At 71.3% G+C, this 22,923-nt stretch carries 9 protein-coding genes and 1 pseudogene; all 10 read right to left on the bottom strand.

Annotation, left to right across the window (positions count from 1 at the left end; all coding sequences use genetic code 11):
- Positions 1–886 (bottom strand): annotated as a pseudogene (locus AC4D12_RS11830) (hypothetical protein); the annotation flags it as partial.
- Positions 883–1,890: a PP2C family protein-serine/threonine phosphatase gene (locus AC4D12_RS11835; protein ID WP_490950637.1), complete on the bottom strand. Its 1,008-nt coding sequence runs from the start codon at positions 1,888–1,890 to the stop codon at positions 883–885. The pseudogene AC4D12_RS11830 and the gene AC4D12_RS11835, both read right to left, overlap by 4 nt.
- 14 nt (positions 1,891–1,904) lie before the next feature.
- Complete coding sequence (locus tag AC4D12_RS11840) at positions 1,905–3,449, bottom strand: RDD family protein (protein ID WP_490950140.1); 1,545 nt, start codon at positions 3,447–3,449, stop codon at positions 1,905–1,907.
- Positions 3,446–5,875, bottom strand: a complete 2,430-nt coding sequence (locus tag AC4D12_RS11845) for a transglutaminaseTgpA domain-containing protein (RefSeq protein ID WP_490950141.1) — start codon at positions 5,873–5,875, stop codon at positions 3,446–3,448. Before AC4D12_RS11845 ends, AC4D12_RS11840 begins: the two co-directional genes overlap by 4 nt.
- Complete coding sequence (locus tag AC4D12_RS11850; protein WP_490950142.1) at positions 5,872–7,272, bottom strand: DUF58 domain-containing protein; 1,401 nt, start codon at positions 7,270–7,272, stop codon at positions 5,872–5,874. Before AC4D12_RS11850 ends, AC4D12_RS11845 begins: the two co-directional genes overlap by 4 nt.
- 89 nt (positions 7,273–7,361) lie before the next feature.
- Positions 7,362–8,333 carry an AAA family ATPase gene (locus AC4D12_RS11855; RefSeq protein ID WP_490950143.1) on the bottom strand — a complete coding sequence of 324 codons (972 nt, stop codon included), beginning with the start codon at positions 8,331–8,333 and terminating at the stop codon, positions 7,362–7,364.
- Between the two features lie 70 nt (positions 8,334–8,403).
- Positions 8,404–14,439 carry an Ig-like domain-containing protein gene (locus AC4D12_RS11860; RefSeq protein ID WP_490950144.1) on the bottom strand — a complete coding sequence of 2,012 codons (6,036 nt, stop codon included), beginning with the start codon at positions 14,437–14,439 and terminating at the stop codon, positions 8,404–8,406.
- Positions 14,440–14,625: 186 nt separating this feature from the next.
- The gene (locus AC4D12_RS11865) at positions 14,626–20,742 is read right to left on the bottom strand and encodes an Ig-like domain-containing protein (RefSeq protein ID WP_490950145.1); all 6,117 of its coding nucleotides are present in this window, start codon (positions 20,740–20,742) and stop codon (positions 14,626–14,628) included.
- Positions 20,743–20,942: 200 nt separating this feature from the next.
- Positions 20,943–22,313 (bottom strand): adenylate/guanylate cyclase domain-containing protein, encoded by a 1,371-nt coding sequence (locus AC4D12_RS11870; protein WP_490950146.1) that lies wholly within the window; start codon positions 22,311–22,313, stop codon positions 20,943–20,945.
- On the bottom strand, positions 22,310–22,921 hold the full coding sequence (locus AC4D12_RS11875) for a PH domain-containing protein (protein WP_490950147.1): 612 nt from the start codon (positions 22,919–22,921) through the stop codon (positions 22,310–22,312). The genes AC4D12_RS11870 and AC4D12_RS11875 overlap by 4 nt, the downstream gene beginning before the upstream one ends.
- Positions 22,922–22,923: the final 2 nt, after the last annotated feature.

Consider the following 22,923-nt stretch of genomic DNA (forward strand, 5'->3'; position numbering starts at 1 on the left):
ACGTCGACGTCGACGTCGACGTCGACGTCGACGTCGACGCGCTGCCCGGGTCCGTGTCGAGACCCGTGCCGGTGAGGGGGGTGAGCGGCTCGGCGTCGGAGACCACGCCGGGATCGACGATGTCGGACGGCACGCTCGTGAGGAACAGACCGGGATTGATGGTCGCGGAGTCGTCGCCGTCGAGGTCGCTGTCGGGAGCGACCGTGGCAGGCGCGGAGGGTGCCGCAGATCCGAGTGTCGCGGAGGGTGCCGCGGACCCGGTTGTCACGGTGGCTGCCGCGGATCCGGTTGTCGCGGTGGCTGCCGCGGTGTCGGGCGCAACGGCCGACCGGGCACTCGCTGATGGCACGGGGTCAGACGAGGCTGCCGCGTCGTCAGCCTGCAGCGCCACGGTCAGCGAGCCGGCCAGGACCACGCCGGCGACCAGCGGGTACGCCGGCACCGCAGATCCGTCGGCTCGTGCAGCTCCGACAGCTCCAGCAGCACCGGCAGCTCCGACGGCGAGCGTGAATCCCGAGACGTCACCCGGCTCCATCACGTGTTCCGTCCAGGTGGTGACGCGTGCCCCGGAGACGGTGGAGGTCGCCGCGCCGGAGCCGCCCCGCTGCCTGGTGGTGAGGGTCACGGGCCCACGCAGGATGGCTTGGAGTCCGTGAGTGGTCGAGACGAGCGCGAACGACGGCATGGCTGCCAGCCCTGCTCCGAAGCCCCCGGTCACGAGCGGCAGCAGCGTCGCGACGCCGCCGTCGTCCTCCAGTGCACGCCACACCTCCTCCACCACGTCCGTCGGCGTACCTTCCGGGAGCGCCGCCACGAGATGTCCCCTCACCATCAGGGTCCAGACGCCTGGCGTGTACGTGCGCGTCGGTGCTGCAGGATCCGTCACCGCGGCTCCTCCTCGCTCGTGATGGGCGCGCCCTCGTGTGAGCGCCCGTCAGCATGACCGGCACCCGGGGCGTCGGAGGCCGAGCCGACCGCATCCGAGTCCGCGAGTGTCGGGACATCGGCGTCCGTCACCAGCGCAGGGGCACCCGCAGGACGGGCGATCGCATCCTGCACCGGCTGGCTGCCGTTCGTGACGGCGTGCCCGACGTCGGCCGCGAAGGTGCCGCCGCGCGGGGCGGTGGTCTGCATCTCCGACTCGTCACCCACGCCGGTGGCGTCCACGACGATCACCGTGACGTTGTCCCGCGCACCGGAGCGGAGCGTCGCCTCGACGAACTCCTCGCAGGCCTGCTGCGGGTCCCTCACCGTGCTCATCACGGCGTAGATGCCGTCGTCGTCCACCTCGCCGCTCAGGCCGTCCGAGCACACGAGGATGCGGTCGCCCTCCTCGACGGGCATGAGCCAGAAGTCCGCCTCGGTGTCATCACCCGTGCCGAGGGCGCGGGTCACGACGTGGCGGCGTGGATGCGTGCGGGCCTCCAGCGCGGAGATGGTCCCCGTGTCCACGAGTTCCTGGACCTCCGAGTGGTCCACCGAGATCTGCCCGAACTGGCCCTGGCTGAGGCGGTACGTGCGCGAATCGCCCACGTTGAAGAACAGCCAGTACGGCATGCCGGCTTCCTGGACGAGCACCACACCGCTGACCGTGGTGCCCGCCTGGCCACCGGTCTGCCGGCGGATCTCGAGGTCGGCGTCCTCGATGAGCTCCTCGAGGTCGCTCGCGGAGAAGACGGGCAGGTGACGGCCGATGATCGCGCTGTCCCCGAGCGTGCGGACGCAGATGCCGCTGGCGATCTCCCCCGCCTCGTGCCCGCCCATGCCGTCCGCCACTGCGAAGATGGGCTCGGAGGCGATCAGCGAGTCCTCGTTGAGCTCACGCCGGAGGCCGCGGTCCGTGGCGAAGCCGTAGCTCAGGCGCAGATCCTTCGGCGGCGGTGCCGGCATGGTGCCGCGTTCCGTCACGGGCGGACCACCAGGAAGCTGCGGTCGCCGAAGTGCACGGTGGAGCCGGGCTGCGCGAGCAGCGTCTCGCCCCCGCGGACGGGCGTCCTCTGCCCGTCCGGCGAGGTGATGGCACTGCCGTTGGTGGAGTTGCGGTCGGTGACCCAGAGGCCCTGGCTCTGTGCCTCCACGCGAACGTGCAGATGCGTCTTGGACACGGAGCGCCCCTGGTCGGAGAAGTCGATGAGCTGGTCGATCATCTCCCCATTCTGCCCTGCGGGGTTCCGGCCGATCAGCGCCTGCGAGCGCAGTTCCACCTCGCGTCCGTTGTCGAACAGGATGCGGCAGGGCACCGCGGCGCGCCCGGACGTCACGCGCGTCAGCTCGACGTCGTCGTCCGGGTGCGCGTGCGCGGCAGCGGGATGCGCCGCCGGCACGCTCGCCGTGGGCGCGGGTGTGGACGCCGCGGCTGCCGGTGCGGGTGCCGGTGCGGGTACCGGTGCGGAGCCCGACGACGGCGCGAACGAGATGACCGCGGGAGCCGGTGGTGCATCCCGGCGCTCCGTGCTCGGGAGCGGCGGTGCGACCGGTCCCGGGAGACCGGCATCGGGAGGCGTGCTACCCGTACCGCCCGTATGGCCCGGGAGGTTCGCCGCTCCGAAGGCCGCGTGCTCGCGGGAGGGTCGGCTCGTGGCGTCCTCGACGCCGTCGGACGGGAACGGGCCGCGGGCGGAGGTGTCCGGACGCGGGCCACCGGAGGATCCCGCGGGCACACCACCGGCTGTGAAGGCGGCGGGAACGGAGGGAGCCGTTGCGGTCCTCGGGGCCGGGGCATTCCGGGGCGCACCCGGTACCGGCGAGGCGACCGGCTGGAGGCCCGGCGGCGGCTCGGGGGGCGCGAAGGAGGCAGGGCCGCCGAGGCCGCCCGTGACGAGCGGATTCCGCCCCGCGCGTACGTCGAACACGCGGGTGTGCGCAGCTTTGTCGTGCCATCCCTGCTTCTTGCCGTCGGCGTCGAACACGTTCGAGACGAGCACGAGCACCGTCCCGATCACGGGGACGAGCCCTCCGACGGCGATGATGAGGCCGCGGACGAAGACGGCGAGCCAGCCCGGCGCATGACCGGCTTCGTCGGTGGTCCGGATACCCATCAGCAGGTTGCCCGGGGTCTTGCCGGTCTTCGCCTCCCAGCCCCACACGAACACCGAGTACGCGAGGGAGAGCAGGGACCCGATGCCCATCGAGACCAGGAAGCCCGTGAGGGTGATCTGCTGGCTGACCGCTGAGACGGGCTGCGTCTCGATGGTGGCGGCCCCGATGGCCGCGGCGAGACCGCTGATGACCGACGCCGGCAGGACGTCCACCAGCTTCGCGAGCAGTCGCTTGAACGCCGCGGCGTCCCTGACCTCCAGCTGTGCCATCGACGTCCCGTCGCTTCCTCCGGCGAGGGCCGGGTCGAGTGTGGCCCGGTACCCGGTCCGGGTGCCACAGAGAACACAGTAGAGCGTGCCCGGTGCCAGCTCCGCGGCGCAGCGCGGGCAGGCGAGCGTACGTGTGCTCACGAGGCCCCGCCGTCGCCCGGTGCTCCGCGCCGACGACGCCGTGGCGCGCGCGTGGTGCGCCCGGTCGCCCGGCTCGTTCCGCCGCGTTTCCGGGCCTCGGCGTCGCGGAGCAGCGAGCGGGGCGAGAACCGGGCGCGCTGGCGCTTCCAGAAGCCGACCGAGCCGGCCATGCCCTGGAGTGAGGTCCGTACGTCGCTCCAGTAGTCGCGCACCTCGTCCTCGCTCGGGTCGCCGGCCGCGAAGATCCCGGCGTCGGCGCGCGTGGCGAGCAGGGTGGTCGTCTCGCTGCTCGTGGGGAAGGCGGCACCGAGGTGGCGCGCGCTCTCCCGGCGCGTGGCGCGCGGGTTCGTCTCGGCGCCGAGGTCGGTCGCGAGACTGACGAGTTCGCTCCAGCCTCCACCCACGCGGTCCGCGGGCATGCCCTCGTACTCCCGCCGCTTCCGGCGCTTGCGCTTCAGCAGCGTGATCACGAGCAGCGGCAGCAGGAGGAGGACGACGGGGATCAGCACGAGGGCGATCAGCCCGAAGTACGGTGCGAGCTCGTCGAGGAGGTCCTTCTCGCGCTCCTCGGCGTCCTGTGGCTCCGGCGCGGAGTCCGGCGGCAGTTCGGCCGGTTCCTGCGGCGGGGGTGGTGGCTGCAGCACCTGCGGCTTGGGTGAGGACTTCGGCTGCTGCTGGGGCGGCACGGGCTCGTTGTCCTCGGGCGGGGTGGGGTTGAAGGCCACCCAGCCCACGCCGTCGAAGGCCACCTCGACCCACGCGTGGACGTCCTCGCCCTTGATCTCGATGGGCCCCTCGGCGTCCCCGACCTCCTCCCAGTCCGGGTAGAACCCCATCACCACGCGGGCGGGGATGTTCACCTTCCGGGCCATGAGCGCCATGGCGGCGGCGTACTGCTCGTCGTCGCCGACCATCTGCTCGGCGTCGAGGAGGCTCAGCATGCGGGCCGCACCGTGACCGGGGAGGGACTTCGCCTCGTCCTCCTTGCCGTTGCTGAAGAACCCCTGCGCGCTGAGTACCTGCTCCAGGCGCCGGGCCCGCTCGATCGGCTCGGACACGGCCCCGATGTACTCGCTGGCCTTCGAGGCGATGACCGGGGGGTCGTTCTGCACGCGCGGGAGTGTGAGGTCCGCGAACCCGTACTGCGCCAGCTGCTCCTCGGAGAAGGTCTCGGGGAACACGGCGTTGACCTCGTAGGTGTCCCCCGTCTGCACGCCCACCGTGGAGAGCGCCGTCCTGGCGTCGTCGTTGTAGTAGAGGGAGCGTCCCAGCTCCTGGGCGCGGGGGCCGCCGAGCCGTACGCCCTCCAGCTCTCCGCCCGCGGGCAGCCAGACGCCCGAGTACTCCTTGATGTCGAAGGTGAGCTGCGCGCTCGTACCGCCGTCGAGATCGTCCGGGTCCACGTCCCCCAGCTGCTGGGCGTCGCCCACGCGGGAGAAGTTGCCGGCCGCCTGCGGGTTCACGTTGTAGACCACGCCGTCGTAGGCGTCCATCGCGGCCAGGCGCACGCGCTCGCCCTCCGGCAGCCCGTCCACGGTGAACAGCACGGTGTCCGCGTTGTCCTTCACGTAGGTGCGGAAGCTGGTGAGCGGGCTCGGGTAGGCGAACAGGTCCACGGGGGGCTCGACGACGTCGCGCAGCACCTTCCGGTCCGTGACGGACGCGACGACGGGGCTCACCACGAGCGTCAGGACGGTCGCGGCCGCGAGGACACCCGCCCCGAGCGCGAGCCTCCGGTTCCTGCCGGACCGCGCGGTCGCCGGGTCCGTCACGGCCGGGTTGATGGCCACGCGGGTCCGCATGTCCGTCCGCGCGATGTCGCGGCGGTAGGCGAGCCACGCCGTCATGCCGATCACCAGCAGGATGCCGCGGACCTCGGGCAGGGACGCCCGGTCGGTCCCGAATGCGATGCCGACGACGAACAGGACGAGGACGGGCAGCATGGACCAGTAGGGCGTTCGCAGACGCCACGCGAGGGTCCCGGCGACCACGGCGCAGAGCATCGCCGCGAGGAAGGGCACCACGAGCATGCCGCTCGCGGTCCCCACGGGATCCGCGACGGTCAGGATGTCCTTCCAGGAGAACACCACGCCCACGATCAGGATGCGCAGCGACCGCAGCGTCGGCAGGAACCCGAGGAACGCCTCCTGCGGTGCCGCGAGCGCGTGGCCGAGCACGAGGTAGGTCGCGAGGAACACACCCGTCATGGACCACAGTCCCCAGCGCAGCAGGCGCCCGAACCATGCCATGGCGAGCCCCAGCAGGATCCCCGCGAAGCCGGCCACGAGGTAGCGGACGTCGCCGCCGAAGGTCGGGCCGAACCCGAGGACGCCGAGGCCGAGCAACAGGAGGAGGACGCCGGCGTCGATCCCGGCCTGGGTGCGCGGGATTGCCGCCACGGCCGGCCGGCCGGACCGGCGGCTCATGCCGCGGCCTTGCGGAGCACGAGTGCGAGGTCGGCGAGGGTGGTGAGCGTGAGGACCGTGAGGTCGCCGATGGTCGCCCGGCTCTGCTGGCCGTCGGTGACACAGCGGATGGCGAGGCACCGGATGCCCGGCGGGATCGACGCGGCGGCCGAGCGCAGCTGGGAGGGCGTCACCTCCGGCCCGACGACGAAGAAGACCACGGAGGCGTTCGGCACCGCGTCCGCGGTGGTGCGCGCGAGGTCGACCGCCGTGGGACGCATGGGGCGCCCCTCGAGCCGGGTCATGTCGTCCAGCAGGTTGCGGCCGGTCTCGGTGCGCAGGGGCCCGTTCTGGGTGAGGACGCTCAGGTTCCGCTGCTCGCGGATGGCCTGCAGGCCGATCGAGCCCGCCACGGAGACGGCGAGTTCGAACTCGGCCTCGCTGGCGTACTCGCTCGTATTGGCGGACAACGCCACGGCGAGGTGCGAGCGGCGTGTCTCCTCGAACTGCCGCACCATCAGCTTGCCGGTGCGGGCGGTGGTCTTCCAGTGGATGTGCCGGCGGTCGTCGCCCGGCACGTAGTCGCGGAGGGCGTGGAAGGAGACGTCGGCGCTGGAGAGCTCCTTGGTGGGCAGACCCTCCAGGTCCTTGATGAACCCGGCGGCGGAACCGATCAGCGGGGTGGTGCGGGGGTGCACGAACAGGTCCGTGGGCTCCGTCCACAGCACTTCGCGCCGCAGGATGCTCAGCGGATCGGAGCGCACGGAGCGCACGGGCCCGACGACGATCACCGCGCGCCGCTGCGTCGGGATGCTGAAGAGGTCCTCGTGCACCTGGTCGGGCGCAAGCCGCGGCAGGTGGAAGATCGCCGTCGCGGCGCCGACCGGAAGCTCGAGGGACGCCGGGAGCAGCGGCTTGTCCGAGGTGTTGGACACCGAGACGCTGCCCACCGCACGGTCCCCCACCGCCACGCGGGTGCGGGTCAGGTCGAGGTCCACCCCGTACGAGGACCGTCCCAGGACGAACCCGACGGCCAGCAGGACCAGCAGCGTGCCCATGGTCGCCGCCACCAGCGCCTCGCTCCAGTCCAGGACCACACCGAGGACAGCCAGCACCACGACGCTCGCGATCAGGAGACGGCCGAGCGGGCTGACGAGCGACACGACCGGAGCTGCGGCCCGTGCTCCGAGCGCCCGAGCGCGCCGACCTGCCGGCGCCAGGGTGGCGCCGAGGAGGCGTCCGGACTCGGCGACGAGGGATCCGGGCCGCAGCGACGTCGGATCAGCGGCCCTGCCCGCCCGGACGGTGGCCCGGTCGGACGCCCTGCCCGCCGCTCCGCCGGACGCCCTGCCCGCCGTCCTGCCCGCCGCCCTGTCCGCCGCCCTGCGGGACCGCTTCGGGGTCGTTGTCTGTGCCATGGTCTGCCTGCTGTTCTCTGGCTCCGGTGATGTCCTGCTGGTTCTGCTGGTGCTGCTGCTGGTGCTACTGCTGGTGGTGCGCGCCCCGGTCAGGCCGTTGCGCGCTGCTGGGGTGCCGAGACGTCGGCGAGGACCCGCCGCAGGACCGCCTCGGGCGTGGCCCCGGCGAACTCGGCCTCCGGGTCCATGACGAAACGGTGCGTCCAGACGAAGGGCGCGAGCTCCTTGACGTCGTCGGGCAGGACGTAGTGGCGGCCCTGGCCCGCGGCCCACACCTTGGCGGCGCGGACCATGGCGAGCGCCCCGCGGACACTGACGCCCAGGCGCGTCTCGGGGGCGGTGCGGGTCTCCTCGGTCAGGCGGGAGATGTACTCGAGCACAGCGGTGTCGACGTGCGTCTCCGCCGCGAGGTTGGCCATGTCCACGATCGCGGAGGTGGTGATGATCGGATTCAGGGCCAGTGAGCGGTCGCGCGTCGCGGCGCCGGCCAGCAGCTGCACGGTGGAGGCGTGGTCCGGGTAGCCGATTTCCGTCTTGATGAGGAAGCGGTCCAGCTGGGCCTCCGGCAGCCGGTAGGTGCCGGCCTGCTCGATCGGGTTCTGCGTCGCGATGACCATGAACGGGCGCTCATTGGTGTAGCTGACGCCGTCCACCGTCACCCGGGATTCCTCCATCACCTCGAGGAGCGCCGACTGCGTCTTCGGGGAGGCGCGGTTGATCTCGTCGGCCAGGACGATGTTCGCGAAGATGGGGCCCTTGTGGTACTCGAACGCCTGGGTCTTCTGGTCGTAGATGGTGACGCCCGTGACGTCGGACGGCAGGAGATCGGGTGTGAACTGGATACGGGAGTGGGTCCCCTGCACCGTCGCGGCCAGGGAGCGGGCCAGCATCGTCTTGCCGGTGCCGGGCGCGTCCTCGAGCAGCACGTGCCCCTCGGCCAGCATGGCCGTGAGCACGAGGCGCACCACCTGCGTTTTCCCGAGCACCGCCTGGCCCACGTTGCCGACGAGCTTGTCGAAAGTGCCCGCGAACCACGTCGCCTGCTCAACTGTCATTGCCATTGTTCGTTCTTCCTCTGATCGGTGCTCGTGCTGGTGGTGGTGATGCGGGTGCTGGTGGTGCGGGTCCTGCCTAGAAGTCCCATCCGCCGTCGGCGCGGAACTCGCCCACGCCGTCGATCACCACGCGGAGGTATCCGGGTGAGGACGTGTTGTCGTCGAACTTGCCGTAGCAGACCGAACTCTGGAAGGTGCCGGACTCCGGGAAGGTGTCCTCCCCGACCGCGTAGGGGGTGGCTCCGCCGTTCGTCTGGTCCGCATAGCAACTGACCCTGTACCGCCCGGGCGGGAAGTTGTTCACGCGGAACTGCTCCCAGTTGTAGGAGGAGTCGGGCGTCGAGCGCTGCGCACCGCGCCCGATCAGCAGGGTGGTCGGATCCGTCCTCGCCGACGCCGTGGCCTCGCCGGAGCGCTGCCCCGCGGCGTCGCGCGTGGTCACGCGGATGCTCCAGTCGGTGTCGGCGGTGGAGCCCTTGTCGATCGAGCCGCCGCCGGCGCCGAAGCTGCCGCTCTGACCGTCCGACGTCGTGTAGTCGAAACCGGTGATGTCGCGGCCGTTGCCGGCGGGCGGGGTGACGGTGAAGCGCACGGACAGGCCGTTCTTCTGCGCCTGCACGCCGGGCGCGTTCGGCGCACCATAGGGCACCACGGCGTTCGACTGCGACTCCGGCCCCGGGAGCGACTGCCCATCCGCGGTGTTCACGGCCCTGACGCTCACGCGATAGGTGCTGCCGTTGCTGATCCCGTCCCGGATCACGCGGTCCCCGGGCACCTGGCGCCACCCGGCGCCGGTGTTGTACTCGTAGACGAGCTGGTCCGCCGCCGCGCCGTTCCGGGCCGCATCGCCGAACGCGATGCCGATGGAGCGGTCGCCCTCGGTCGCCGACAACCCGGTCACCGCGCCGGGCGCACCCGAGGCCTGTCGGGGTGCCGACGGCGGGCTCCCCGCGGACACCCCAGCCTTGTTCGTCGCGGTCACCGTGAAGCTGTAGGGCGCCTCCGAGTTGGCCACCGTGACCGGGGCGGAGGTCTGCGACCCGCCCAGCTCCGTGCTGGTGACCGCCTGCCCGTTCTGCAGGGTGGTGAGGGTGTACCTCTGGATCTCGGCACCGTTGCTGTTCGGCGCGGCCCAGCTCACGTTCATGACGGAGTTGGCCTCACCGCCGCGCGAGCCGAGCGCGGAGAGCGGCGCTGCAGGAGCGGCGGGGGCCCCCGCGGGGACCTCGGGCGCGGAGTACGCGCTGTACTCGGACGGGTCCGGTGCGCGGTTGTAGGCGCGCACGCGCACCTGGTAGGGCGTCCCGTTCGTGAGTCCCGTCCATTCGAGCGAGGTTCCCTGCACGCCTGCCCGCAGCGCTGCCCCACCCGGCGGCGCGGGCGAGATCTCGAGGTCGTAGGTCTCCACGGGCGAGCCCTCCGTCGCCGGGACCGCCCACTGCACCGCGAGCGAACCGTCGCCGAAGGTGAGCGTCGGCGCGCCCGGGGTGGACGGCTTCTCGTCCGGCCGGGCGACGGGTGAGGCCGCGGACGGGTCCGACTCCCCCACCTCGTTGGTCGCGGTCACGGTGAAGGTGTACTCCACGTTGTTGGTGAGGGGCGTGAGCGTGCACGTGGTGGACGGGCAGGACTGGCTGAAGCCGTTGCCCTGCACCGTGTAGGCCGTGATCGGCGCTCCGTTGGACGCCGGCGGATCCCACTCGAGCACCACCGTCCGGTTGCGGACCTCGACCACGAACGGGGCCGCAGGCGTGTCCGGCCGGCCGCGCACGGTGAGCCGGATGCGGCCGTCCACCTGGCGGTCCGCGGCCTCCGTGCGGTCGCCGACGCGGTAGCGCACCACCATGGTGCCCACGAAGTCGTCGCCCGGGGTCACACTGACCTCCGAGCCGACCACGGACGCCGATCCCACGCCGGTCTCGACCTCCGCGTTCAGCAGCTGCAGCGGCGCGTCCGGGAAGGGGTTGGTGTCGTTCGCGAGGACCGGGACCGTGACCGTCTCGCCCTGCGCGGCGTCGGCGAGGACGTCGTCGTTCGCCACCGCGAGGGGCTGGCGGGAGGACACCACGACGACGTCGACGATCGCCTCCGCGCGCCCGCCGCGAGGATCCTCGACGGCGACCCTGAGGGCGGCACGCGTCCCGGGGGCGGCGTCGGAGGAGACGTCCAGCACGGAGCCGTCCAGCCGAGCCCTCAGGCCTGCCGGGGCGTCCACCACCGAGAACGTGAGGGCATCGACGTCCTGCGGGTCCTCGTCCGCGGCGAGACCTTGGAGGTCGAGCCGCCCCGACCCCTGCTGCTCCACCTGGAGTCCGCCCGAGGTGAGCGTGGGCGGGGTGTTGCGGTCCGGATCCGGAAGCACCCGGATGCCGACCGTGAGGACGGACGTCAACCCCTCGGGGTCGTCCGCGGACTCGCCGTCGGTGACCTCGAACGTGACCGACGCCGCTCCCGCGTAGTCGAGTGCCGACGTGAAGGCGAGGGTGGAGACGTCGCGGACGAGCGCACCGCCGTCGGACGCGATGGCCGTGACCCGCGAGTCCTCCGTGATCACCGGCACGCGGCCCTCCCGCACCACCACCAGCTCCGTCAGGTCCAGCAGGAGTTCGTCGCCGGTCTGCACCTCGAGCGTCGCGGTGTCCCGCAGCGCGGGCCGCTGGTCCGCCAGTCCGGGTACGCGGATGAATGCCACGGAGCTGAGACCGTCGAGGTCCGTGACCTGGTACGGGATCAGCTGCGCCTCCTGCTGCAGGGTGACGGTCACGCGGCCGTCCTCGAGGGCCGTGACGCCCTCCGTGTTCTCGGGGAACGTCACGTCGAGCTCGTCGAACGCGCCGTCGGGATCCACGTCGTTGTCGAGCACGGGTACGTCCACGGCGGTGCGGCCGCGGGTGTCGGCGAAGGAGACGCGGTCGTCGAAGGCCACCGGCGCGAGTCGGCGGGCGGTCGGTGAGACGTCGATGCGGACGGTGCCGATGACGTCGCCGCCCCGGCCGTCGGAGACGAGGTAGGGGACGGCCGTGGTGATCGGCTGTGCAGGCGCGTCGAAGAAGAGCTTGCCCTCGATGACCTCGGCGCCGAGGCCCTCGGGCAGTTGGAGGCCCTCCAGCGTGACCGAGAGCGGATCCCCGTCGGGGTCGGAGTCGTTCTTCAGGACGTCCACGCTGACGCGCCGGCCCGGCTGGACCGCGATGGCGTCGTCGACCGCGACGGGCGGCTGGTTGGCGGCGGACGGCGGCGCGATCCCCACGAGTACCGTGGCCGTCGAGCGGGCGCCGTAGCGGTCCTCGACGACATAGCTGAAGGCGTCCTGGCCCGACGCGTCGTTCGCCGAGGTGTACTCGATGAAGGTGGCACCCACGGTGGCGGTCCCGCGGGTCGGCGCCTGGTCGATCCCCACGAGGGACACCGAGTCGCCGTCGGGGTCGATGCCGTCCAGCGGGATCACGATCCTCGTCGGGTTCCCCGCGATGGCCCGTGCCTCGAGCGACGTCGGCGTGGGGCGCGCGTTGTTCTCCCCCGTCGCGGGCGTGACCCGGAAGGTGATCTGCGCGGAGTCGGTCTGGCCGTCCGGGCCGAGCACGGCGTACACGGCGTTGAACGTCCCGGCGGCGGTGCCGGCCTTGAAGCGCACGGCGTTCCCCGACACCGCGATGAGTCCGCTGCCCTCGCTCGGCAGTTCCACGAGGTCCGGGGCCAGCGTGAGCTCGGCGTTGTCGGGGTGCACGTCGTTGTCGAGGACGTACACCGTCGCGACATCGCCCGCCCGCACGGTGACGTCGTCGGCCGCCGCCCTCGGCGGTTCGAGGGTCTCGGGAGCAGGCAGCGGGAGGACCGACACCTGGCCGGTGGCACTCGTGACGCCGTTGGAGACGGTGTAGGAGAACGTCGTCGGGGCGCGCAGTCCCCGCGCGTCGGTCACCCGGAGGACGTCGTGTTCGAGGATGGCGACGTTGAGTTCGCTGTTGGGCGGCAGCGTGACGGACTGCAGGACGAGCACTCCGCCGGCAGGGTCGGTGTCGTTCGCGAGGGCGTCAACGAGCGTCTGCCCTCCCGCGGGCAGCAGGGCGACGTCGCGGACGGCGATGGGATCACCCGGCGCACCGCCCTCCGGCGTGACGTCGACGCGCACGAGCGCCTCCGCCGTCGCCGGTCCGTTCGCGACGACGTAGGGGATGTAGACCGTGCCGGGCGTGGCCGAGGAGAACGTGAAGGTGCCGAGTTCGTAGTCGGGTGTCAGCGTTGCCGTGTCAGGTGGGGTGGCCTGGGTGAGCCGGAGTCCGCGGCCGCTGGGATCGAGATCGTTCCTGAGCGGCGCGACGACCACCTCCTGACCCGCGACGACGGTGATGTGGTCGGAGTTCGCCTGCGGAGGGACGTTGCCGCTCGGCTGGACGTCCAGGAGCACGGTGCCCTCGGCGGTCTTCTGGCCGTCGGAGACGACGACGGTGATCTCCTTCTGGCCGAGCGTCCCTCCCGCATCCCGGTAGGTGAGCTGGCCGTCGTCGCGCGTGCGAGCCTGGTCCCCCTCGACGCCGACCGTCGCGGACTGCAGGAAGAGGTCGTCCCCGTCGGGATCCTCCCAGTCGGACAGCATGTTCGCGGAGATGGTGGCGCCCTGCTCCACGGTGAGGCGTGTGGCGCGCTTCGGCGAGGGAGCGCCATTGGCGGTGACCGAGCGGACCTCGAGCTGCACCTGGGCGGTGTCGTTGCCGCCGCGGCCGTCGTCCACCCGATAATCGAAGGTCTGCCGCCCCGGAGCGGCGTCCGCCGGCACCACGACCTGCAGGCCCGTGGAGTCGTAGACGGGCTGCACCGCACCGATGCCCGGGTTCTCGCCCTGCACGGTCACCGTGAGGATGTCGCCGTCGGGATCCGAGTCGTTGTCGAGCACCGGGAGCAACGTGGTGCGGCCGGGCCTGACACCGAAGGCGTCGTCCTCGGCGACCGGCGGCCGGTTCTCCCCCGTGCGGTCCGGCAGGGTGTTGAGCGGGTTCTCGTCCGCCGACTCCTGGTCCTCCTCGTCGCTCTCCTCCGGGGGCGGGATGATCTCGTCCCAGTTGTCCACGAGCACCATGTCCTGCTGGACGAGCCACACGTTGCCGCCGGTGAGGTCGTTGAGGATGACGATGTCGCGGTTGGTGCGGAACACCAGTTCGGACCGGGCCCCGAGCGAGGGGATCGCGCCGGCGTCGTCGTTCGCGGGGTCGTCACACGAGCGCAGGTACTCGGCGGATCCGGTCCACGCCGCATGGATGCAGCCATCCAGCTGCACCGGGGCGATCGGCTGGCCCGCCGTGACCGTGGGAGTGCTCCGGGGCTCGCCGCCGTCGAGCGGTACGTCGAGGAGTGCGGAGGGAGCGGCGATCGCCACGCCGTCGGCCTCCCCGCCGCTCTGCTGGAGGAGGGCACCGCCGGCGTCCGGCAGACGACGGACCTCGCCGTCGTCCGTGACGAGGTCACCGGCGTCCGAGAGTACGACGGCGCGGGCACCCACCACGGCCACCTGGAGTTCTCCCGTGATCTCGGCGGCGGTGATGGTACGGGGTTCGCCGTAGGCGCCGTCCTCCGGCGTCCAGGTGGTGAGCGTGTGCGCGTCGGGGTCCGCGACGGCGAGGGTGTCGTCCGGACCGATGGCGCCGACGGTACCGGGAGCTCCCTCGACCAGCGGCGTCGCGTCCTCGGTGGTGAGCTCTGCGAGACCGGCGGTGTCCGCCAGCCAGACCGTCCCGTCCGTCGCGTTGACCGTGAGGGCGTAGCGCGCACCGAGCAGGACGTCCTCGTAGGCGGGCAGCGGCTGCTCCTCCCCGGTGGTCACACTCGCGGTGTCCACCCGGTTCAGTGCTCCGACGTCGCGGTTCTCGGTGAAGACGGACGCGGCGTTCTGCAGCACGTCGAAGGAGTTGCTGTTGGCGGCGAAGCCGCCGTCGAGGGTACGGGAGGGGTAGTTCAGGTGCGCGATCTTGCCCTGCGCCAGGTTCGTGACCCACACGCCGCCGTCGTTGAGGTCCACGTCCGCGGTCCGTACCCCCGGGTACAGCACCGCACCGGTCACGGCGAGTGCGCCCACGACCGACAACGCCACCGCGCTGATCGATCTGCGCCTGCGCATGCTGAGACCACGCATATGTGCCTTGATTCCCCCGAGAGACCTAGAGCGCCTGATCGAACAGCGCCTGCATCAGTGTAGCCACGACGGCAGGCGTCACCCGATGGGCAGGACTACCCATGGCGAACCCTCCCCGGAGTGGTGTCCGCACAGTTTCCTCGCCGGAATGACGCCGGACCCCAAGACCGGTCAACAAGGACCAGGACTGTTCTGACTTGGCTGGCCAAGGGTCGTGTGGCCTGCGTCGACATACCGGCCGTTATTGCGGGGGCTGACGATGCGATACCAGTTACCGGTTACCCCGTACCCGTCGGTGTGAGTGATGTGGCAGCCGACCGTGAAGTTCTGTCCCGCGTAGAACCAGGGTTCCCTGTCAGCGCTGATGCCGTCACAGGTAAACTCTTTCGGGTTGTAGCTCGGACGGTTTGCCGTGTCGGTACAGCTACGCTCCATGGCGCCGTGCAGAGTCGTCGGTACCTGATCCGGTCGCTTCTCGTCGCCTGCCCTGGCAGTAGCTTCAGCAACGGGGCCATTCTCGCCCCGAGAGTTGACTGATCTCACTCGAATGGTGTGGTTCTCGCCGTAGTTGCCACCCACCTCCCGAGACCCTTCGTCGCGTGCCCTCTCCCAATTACCCCCATCGATACGTACCTCGATGTAGGCGACGTCGTGCGCCGCCTTGTTGGGAGGTCCCCAGTTCAGATCGACGGTGCGATCACCATCGGGCGCGTCACGGCCACCGGCCGTTGCCGCTCCCGGCGAGCCGAAGGGCTGCGCGGTGTTGGACGCCCCGCTGGGGTCGCTCGTGTAGTTCGCACCGTCGCTGCTGACGATCGCCCGGACCGCCGCCGTGACGCCCTGGCCGTTCTGGAAGCCGCCCACCGTCTGGTTCTGGCTGATCGGCTGCCAGCCACCGCCGTTGAAGCTGGCCTGGTAGGAGACCTCGTTCTCGCGGGCGCCGTTGCGCTGCGCGGGTGAGAGCGGCGAGAACGTGAGGGTGACCGACCGTCCGGCTCCCCCGGTATCGGCCTCGACGAGCTGCGGCGGGGCCGGAGGTGACGGATTGCCCACGGCACGGCGGGGCGCCGAGACTGCACCGTACTCCGACCAGCCGGCCTTGTTGAACGCCCTCACGGCGTAGGAGTAGTCTGCCTCGGCGTTGTCAACCGTGATGGTCTGCTGCGACGCCGGGGTTTCGGGCAGTGTCCGCACGAGAGCCCCGCCGCGGTACTCCTGCACCTGGTACTGGGTCACCGGGGCGCCGTTGGGGTCGGCGTCGTTCCAGTCCACGGAGAGCTGGCTCTGCGCGCCGACCGACTGCGCGCGCGTGGTGGTGGGCGCCTGCGGAACGCCCGGCAGGTCCGCGGGCGTCTCGGCCGCGGAGTAGTCGCTGAAGTCGGAGGGGTCGGGGGCCGCGTTGCGCGCCTGGACACGCACCTTGTACGCCGTGCCGTTCTCGAGCCCCTCCCACACCACCGGACTGCCGGCGGCGGAGCGCTGCGGAGCCCCGCTGGGCGGCGCGGGCGAGATCTGCAGCTCGTACCCCTCGATGGGTGAGCCCTCGTTGTTCGGCGGGGTGAAGTTCACGGTGAGCGAGCGGTCGCCGAAGACGAGCGTGGGCGGCGCCGGCTGGTCCGGCTTCGTGTCCGGCCGCGCCGGGGCGCTGGCGGGCGAGGGATCTGACGTGCCGTTCGCGTTGGTCGCCGTCACCTGGAAGACGTACTCCACGTTGTTCGTGAGGCCGGTGATGGTGCAGGTGGTCGTGGGGCACTCCTGGCTCACGCCGTTGGCGCTCGTGACGGTGTAGCCCGTGATCGGCGAGCCGTTGCTGGCGGGCGGGTCCCAGGACATGACCACCTCGCGGCTCCGCGTCGACTCGACGGTGGGCGTGCCCGGCACGCCGGGCTTCCCCTCGACGGTGAGCTGGATCTGGCCCGTCACGTAGCGGTTCGCGTCCTCCGTCCTGTCACCGACGGTGTACTGCACGGTCATGCTGCCCACGAAGGTGTCCGCAGGCGTCACCACCACGGAGTCGCCCTGCTGGGATGCGCTGCCGTTGCCGTCGGCGATCACGGTGACGATGGTCAGGGGTGCGTCCTCGAACGGGTTGACGTCGTTGGCGAGGACGGGCACGGTGACGGGCTCGCCCTGGATGGCCTTCGGCACGATGTCCGTGTTCGCGACGGCGAGCGGACGGCTCGACGCGAGGACGGTCAGCGCCACGGAGTTCAGCGCCGTCGCCTCGCCGTCCGAGACGGAGATGCCGAGCCGGCCCACCGCGCCGACCCTCGCGGAGTCCAGCGCACTGACCTCCAGGACCGACCCGTCCAGGCGGGCATCGAAGCCCTCCGGGATCTCCCCGTCGAGCGCGAAGGTCAGGCCGTCCACGTCCTCGGGGTTGGGGTCGGATGCCAGCTGGCGGAGATCGAGCGAGACGGCGGGTTCCGCGGTGGCAGGTTCCAGGGAGGCCGAGGTCAGCGTGGGCGGGAGGTTCGTCTCCGGCGCGGGAATCACGTTGACGAGCACCGTGAGGGTACTGGTGAGGCCCTCGGGGTCGTCGGGCCCGGTGCCGTCGGTGACCTCGAACGTGATGGTACCGAGTCCGGCGTACCCGATGTCCGCCCCGTACACGAGGGTGGACGGGTCCCGGATCAGCTCGGCGGCGTTGTCGACGCCGATGGCCGTGACCTTCTCTGCCACCGTGATGCGCGGTGAACGGCCCTCGCGGACCTCCACCAGTTCCTCGAGGTTCAGCGGGAGGTCCTCGCCGGCCGTCACGTCGATCGGGGCGTCGGACACCAGCGTGGGGTACTGCTCGCTCAGGCTCGGGACCCAGATGACGGCGCGGGCCACGCCTCCGTCGATGTCCTCGACCTGGTACGGGATCAGCTGGTCCTCCTCGGTGAGGTCCACCCTGACGATGTTGTCGTCCCCGACGCTCGCCCCCGTGAACTCCGGGTCCACCGTGACCACGAGGTCCTCGCGGACCCCGTCGGGATCCTCGTCGTTGTCCAGCACCGGCACGTCGACGGCCGTCTCGCCGCGGGTCTCCGCGGGCTCCACGCGGTCGTCGCGGGCGATCGGCAGGAGGAGTTCCGCGTTCTGGTCCACGGTGACGGTGATGTTGCCGTCCGCCGCTCCTCCGCGCCCGTCCACCACCTGGTAGCGCACGTTGAACGTGCCCTGCGCCTCCGGGGCCGTGAACAGCACCCGGGCATCCTTCACCTCGGGGTTCATCTCGGGGGGCGTTGCCGCCAGTTCGTCCGGATCGAGGCGCACGATGTCCCCGTCCGGGTCGGAGTCGTTGCGCAGGGCCTCGACGGCGATCGCGCGGCCCGGTCGGAGGATGGCGCCGTCGTTCACCGCGATGGGCTTCTGGTTGGCCTCCGCGGCGGGCGCGATGCCCACCCGCACCGTGCCGGTGTTCTCCAGCCCGAAGCGGTCGCGCACCCGGTAGGTGAAGGAGTCGGTGCCGGCGCCGGCGGCCGATGCCGTGAAGTCGATGTAGTTGGTGCCCGGCACGGCCGCACCCTGTGTCGGCGCGCTGTCGATCCCGGTGAGGAACACGGAGTCGCCGTCGGCGTCGATGCTGTCCAGCGGCACCGGGATGCGGACGGTGGATCCCGCGATCACACGGCCCTCGAGGTTCTTCGGCACGGGCTGCGTGTTCTTGGCGTCGTCGCGCGCCTTGATGGTGATGCGCACCTCGGCCGAGTCGATCTGCCCGGTCGTGTCCTTCACGTTGTAGATCGCGTAGACCGTCTTCGCCGTCTCCCCGGCCACGAAGCGCAGCACGTTCTCGGAGGCGAACATCCGTCCGTCCGCCGGGTCCACGCCCTGCGGGAGCACCGGATCGAGCGTCAGGGCGTCCCCGTTCGGGTGTGTGTCGTTGTCCAGCACCGGGATGGTGACGACGTCCCCCACGCGCACCGTCGCCTCGTCCGCGCTCGCCTGCGGCGGCAGGAGCGTCTCCGGCCCGGCGACCGACAGGACGCTCACCTCGCCCGTGGCCGACGCCGTGCCGTTCGAGACCGTGTACTGCAGGGTTGTCTGCTGGTCGAGCCCCCGTACGTCGTGGATGCGCAGGATGTTGTGATCCAGCAGGGCGACGTCGAGGGGCGAGCCGTCCGGGGTGGTCACGGACTGCACCACCATGACGCCGCCGGTGGGGTCGGTGTCGTTCGCGAGGACGTCCACGAGCACGTCACCGTTGCGCGGGAGCAGGGCGACGTCGCGCACGGCCACCGGTGCGCCCTCGATACCGCTGGTCTTCGCGTCCACGCGGATCAGCCCGCTCGCCGTCTGCGGACCGTTGGTGACGAGGTACTCCACGTAGGTGGTGCCGGGCGCGGTGGGCGTGAAGGCGACCGTCCCGGTGTCGTAGTCCGGCGTCACCGTGCCCTCGCTGCCCGTCACCTCGGCCTTCGCGAGGCTCAGCTGCCCGCCCGCCGGATCGAGATCGTTCTGCAGGGGCGAGAGCTGCACCTCCTGGCCCACCACGGCCGTGAAGTGGTCGAAGTTCGCCACCGGCGGCAGGATCCCGTTGGCGCGGACGTCGAACACGATGGTGCCCTCGACCTGCTCCAGCCCGTCCGAGACCACGATGGGAACCTCCTTGACACCCTGGCTCTTGCCGACGTCGCGGAAGGAGAGCAGGCCGTCCGAGCGCGTCCGGACCTGGTCGCCGTCGGGCGTGGGGGTGGCGCTCACGAGGAAGAGGTCGTCGCCGTCCGGGTCCTCCCAGGTGTTGAGGATGTTCTGGCTGACGCTGCGGCCCTGCTCCACGAGAATGGTCGTGGGGCGCTTCGCCCGCGGCCCCTCGTTGCTCTCGGGGCCCCGTACGTCGACGGTCACCGAGGCGCCGGCCTTGCCGCCCCGGCCGTCCTCGATCTCGTAGCGGAAGGTGCTGCGGCCCACGGGGGCGTCGTCGGGCACCACGATCTGCATGCCGGCGCCGTCGTAGATGCTCTGCACCGTGCCCGACGGCGGCTGCTCACCGGCGAGCGTGGCCGTCAGCAGGTCGCCGTCGGGGTCGGTGTCGTTGTCGAGGACGTTGAGGATGGTGGTGCGACCCGCGCGCGCACCGAAACTGTCATCGGTGGCGACGGGCGGGCGGTTCTCGCCCGAACGGTCCGGCAGCGTGTTCACCGGGTTCTCGCTCGCCGACTCCTGGTCCTCCTCGTCCGACTCGTCCTTCGGCGGCACGATGTCGCCCCAGTTGTCCACGAGTTCCAGGTTCTGCTGCACGAGCCAGACGTCACCGGCCGCGACGTCGTTGAGGACCACCACGTCGCGGTTCACGCGGAACACCAGCTCCGACTGCGCTCCGATGTTCGGGATGTCCTCGCGCCGGTCCTGGCCGTCGTCGAGGCAGTCCCGGATGTAGGTCTCGGCTCCGGCCCACGCCGCGTGCAGGCAGGAGCCCTGCATCACGGGTGCGGCGGGCAGACCGTTGCCGATGTCCGTGATCACGGCGTCCCCGCCGTCGAGCGGCTGCTGGATGAGGGAGGTCTCCGTGGCGATGGCTACGTACTCCGCCGAGGGCCCGCTCTGCTGCAGCTTCGCGCGCTCGGTGTCCTCGAAGGAGACCGTCCCGCCGTCCGGCAGGATCACGAGGCCCGACGCCGGGTCCAGGACGACGGCGTCCTCACCCACCGTCGCGACCTGCAGGTCGCCGGTGTTCGCCAGCTCGGGTGCCTCGCGGACCTCGGGTTCGTCCCACGTGCCGTCCGTGCGCACGGCGTACGTGGTGATGGTCGAGGCATCGGGATTCGCGACGACGACGCGCCCGCCCGAGGAGACGGCGGCCACCGATCCGGTCCCGGAGGATACCGGGTCCTCCTCCTGGTCGTTGAAGGCGGCGAGCGCGGAGGTGGTGGTGATCCACACCGAGCCGGTGGTCGCGTCGGTGACGGTCGCGGTCGACCCGCCCATCGCGAGGACGGCCGCGCCGGGCAGTTGCACCTCGGTGCCGCGGATCACGTTGGCGATGTCCACCGGGCTGACCTTGGACTGGTCGGAGTTGATGTTGAACACCGTCGCGGCGTCCTGCGTGATGTCGAAGGCGTCGCTGTTCGCGGCGTACCCGCCGTCGAGCAGGCGGGAGGGGTAGTTGAGGTGACCCACCATGCCGAGGTTCTCGTTGGTGACCCACACGCCGCCGTCGTTGAGGTCCACGTCCGCGGTGGCGAAGCCGGGGTACAGGAGTGCGCCGGCGACGACGGCACCCGTCACGGCCGTGACGACGGCACCCGAGGCCACACGTCTGCGGCGCGAAGTCATGCGGTTGAGACCCACGAACGTCACCCTTGCTACCTGTTGATTCGACCCAGCCCGACCCACGCCGAACCGCGGAATCCACCCCGGACCGAGGGCGAGCGGCGAACGGATGGTCGCTAGCAGTGTCGCACGGCTCCCCCGATGTGCCAATGCACCTCGACGGATCCATCCCGCGGCTGCCTCGCGGCCGGGTGCCACGCCGTCGACAGGGCGCAGGCACGGACGTGTCAGTCGAGGACGAGGCCGCTGCCGGTCCCGCGGGCCAGCGTGACGGGCTGGACCTCCCCGAAGCCGCGGACCTGCCGCGGTTCGTGCGGAATGAGCACGAACTTCTCGTTCTGTCCGAGGGTCGCCGCGGTGATCGAGTCCACGAGGACCTCCCCCGGATCGGCGAGAGCGGTGAGGCGTGCGGCGAGGTTCACGGTGGGCCCGTAGATGTCGCCGAGCCGGGAGAGCACGCGACCCCAGACCAGGGAGCAGCGCGCGGAAGGCAGGAACTCGTCCTCCGTGAAGGCTTTCGCGAGCGCGAGGGAGATCTCCGCGCCGGCCTCGGGTGACTCCGCGATGTACAGCACCTCGTCGCCGATGGTCTTGACGAGGCGGCCACCGCCGACGGAGATGATCTCGGCGCTCTTGTTCTCGAACCGCTGGACGAGCTGTGCCAGGGTGCGCTCGTTCATCTGCCGGGACAGGCTCGTGTAGGAGACGAGGTCCGCGAATCCGACGGCGCGGGCGAGCGGTAGCGGGGCGTCCTGCTCGTCGCCGTCGCGCCCGGCCTCGCTGGAGCGGAGCCCCGATTCCGCGCGCAGGGCGAGGCGCTGCACGGCGGCGTTCATCTGGCGGCGCCATGCGTAGACGAGCGTCTTCTCGAGCGGATCGATCAGATCGGGGAGTTCGGACACGAGGGTCTTCCGCGCCTCGGCGTCCGCGAGCCCGCGCTGCGCCACCATCTCCTCGACGATCGCCTCGATCTGCCACACCACCATGCGGTCGGTCATCTGGCCGACGGCGCGCGTGATCGAGATGGCGGCGTCCTCGGTGAGCTGCTCGCGGCGCACCATGTCGATGATCGTGATGAGGGCGCCGAGATCCTTCTCGGTGAACGCGATGTCGTCGTCGCCGATGTTGGGGAAACCCATGGCCCGCCAGAGCTTCCGCGCCGAGAGGAGGGACACCCCGGCGCCGGCCGCGATGTCGCGGCGCTTCAGGGTCCGTTCGGCTCCGAGGAGTTCACGCTCCAGGCGCCGGATGGTCTCCCGGTCGATCTCGATGGGCCGCGCGGCGTCGTCCGCGTCGGCGGAACCGTGGCGCTGGTGCGACGGCACGCCCGTCGCCATGTCGGGCTGGAGCTGCCAGACTGCCTTCGATGCCGTGGACGCGGCGGCGTCGGGGGCGTCGTCGTGGGCTGCGGCGCTCAACGCTCCCGCGAGTGCGTCGTCGGTCGGATCGGTGGCCGGGTCACTGTCAGCGGGGGTGTCAGCAGCGGTGTCGCCGCTGGGGTGGGCGCCGGCGTGCGTGTCCGTGTCCGCATCCTCCTGACGTGGGGCGTCGTCCTCGGTGGCGGGCCGGCCCGCGTCGTGGCGGTCATCGACTGTCACGGTCGCTCGCCCCTCCATTCCTGCTGCATCCACTCCTGCCGCGTCCTGGACGCCCCGCCCCGGGCGTACTGCGGGTCTGTTTCCATGTCTACACCATCGAACATGCGGGTCAGCGGCAGTTCACCGATGGCCTGCACCACGAATTCCCTGAACGTTGCAATCTGCGGGACGTCACGGTACCGGTGGGCGCGGTCGTAGCCGAGGTCCACGACGAGGGTCCCGCTGCCGACGAGGCGCTGCACGAGCTTCTGCTCCGTCTGCAGCTGGTTGATCGCGGCGAGGTTGAGCTGGTGTTCGGTGCGTTTCGTGGCCCCGCGGCGGTGGATGATCCGCATGCTCGTGAGGACGTAGCGGTTGCCCGCCCAGCGCAGGAGCGGGACCACGAGGACGCGGAGCAGGAGGAGCAGGACGGCGACGGCCACCGCGACGACGAACACCGGCTGCCAGTCGGTGAGGTCGCCGGGCAGTTCGCGGTGCACGAGGTAGCCGAGGCCGAAGGCACCGACGGCGAGGAGCACGAACCCGAGGGCGAGCGGCAGGACCAGCGGCAGCGGATTGGGCCGCGTCCGCACCAGCACGCGCTCCCCCGGCAGGAGCCTGATGCGCACGG

It is taken from the genome of Arthrobacter sp. TJ-266 (assembly GCF_058269115.1).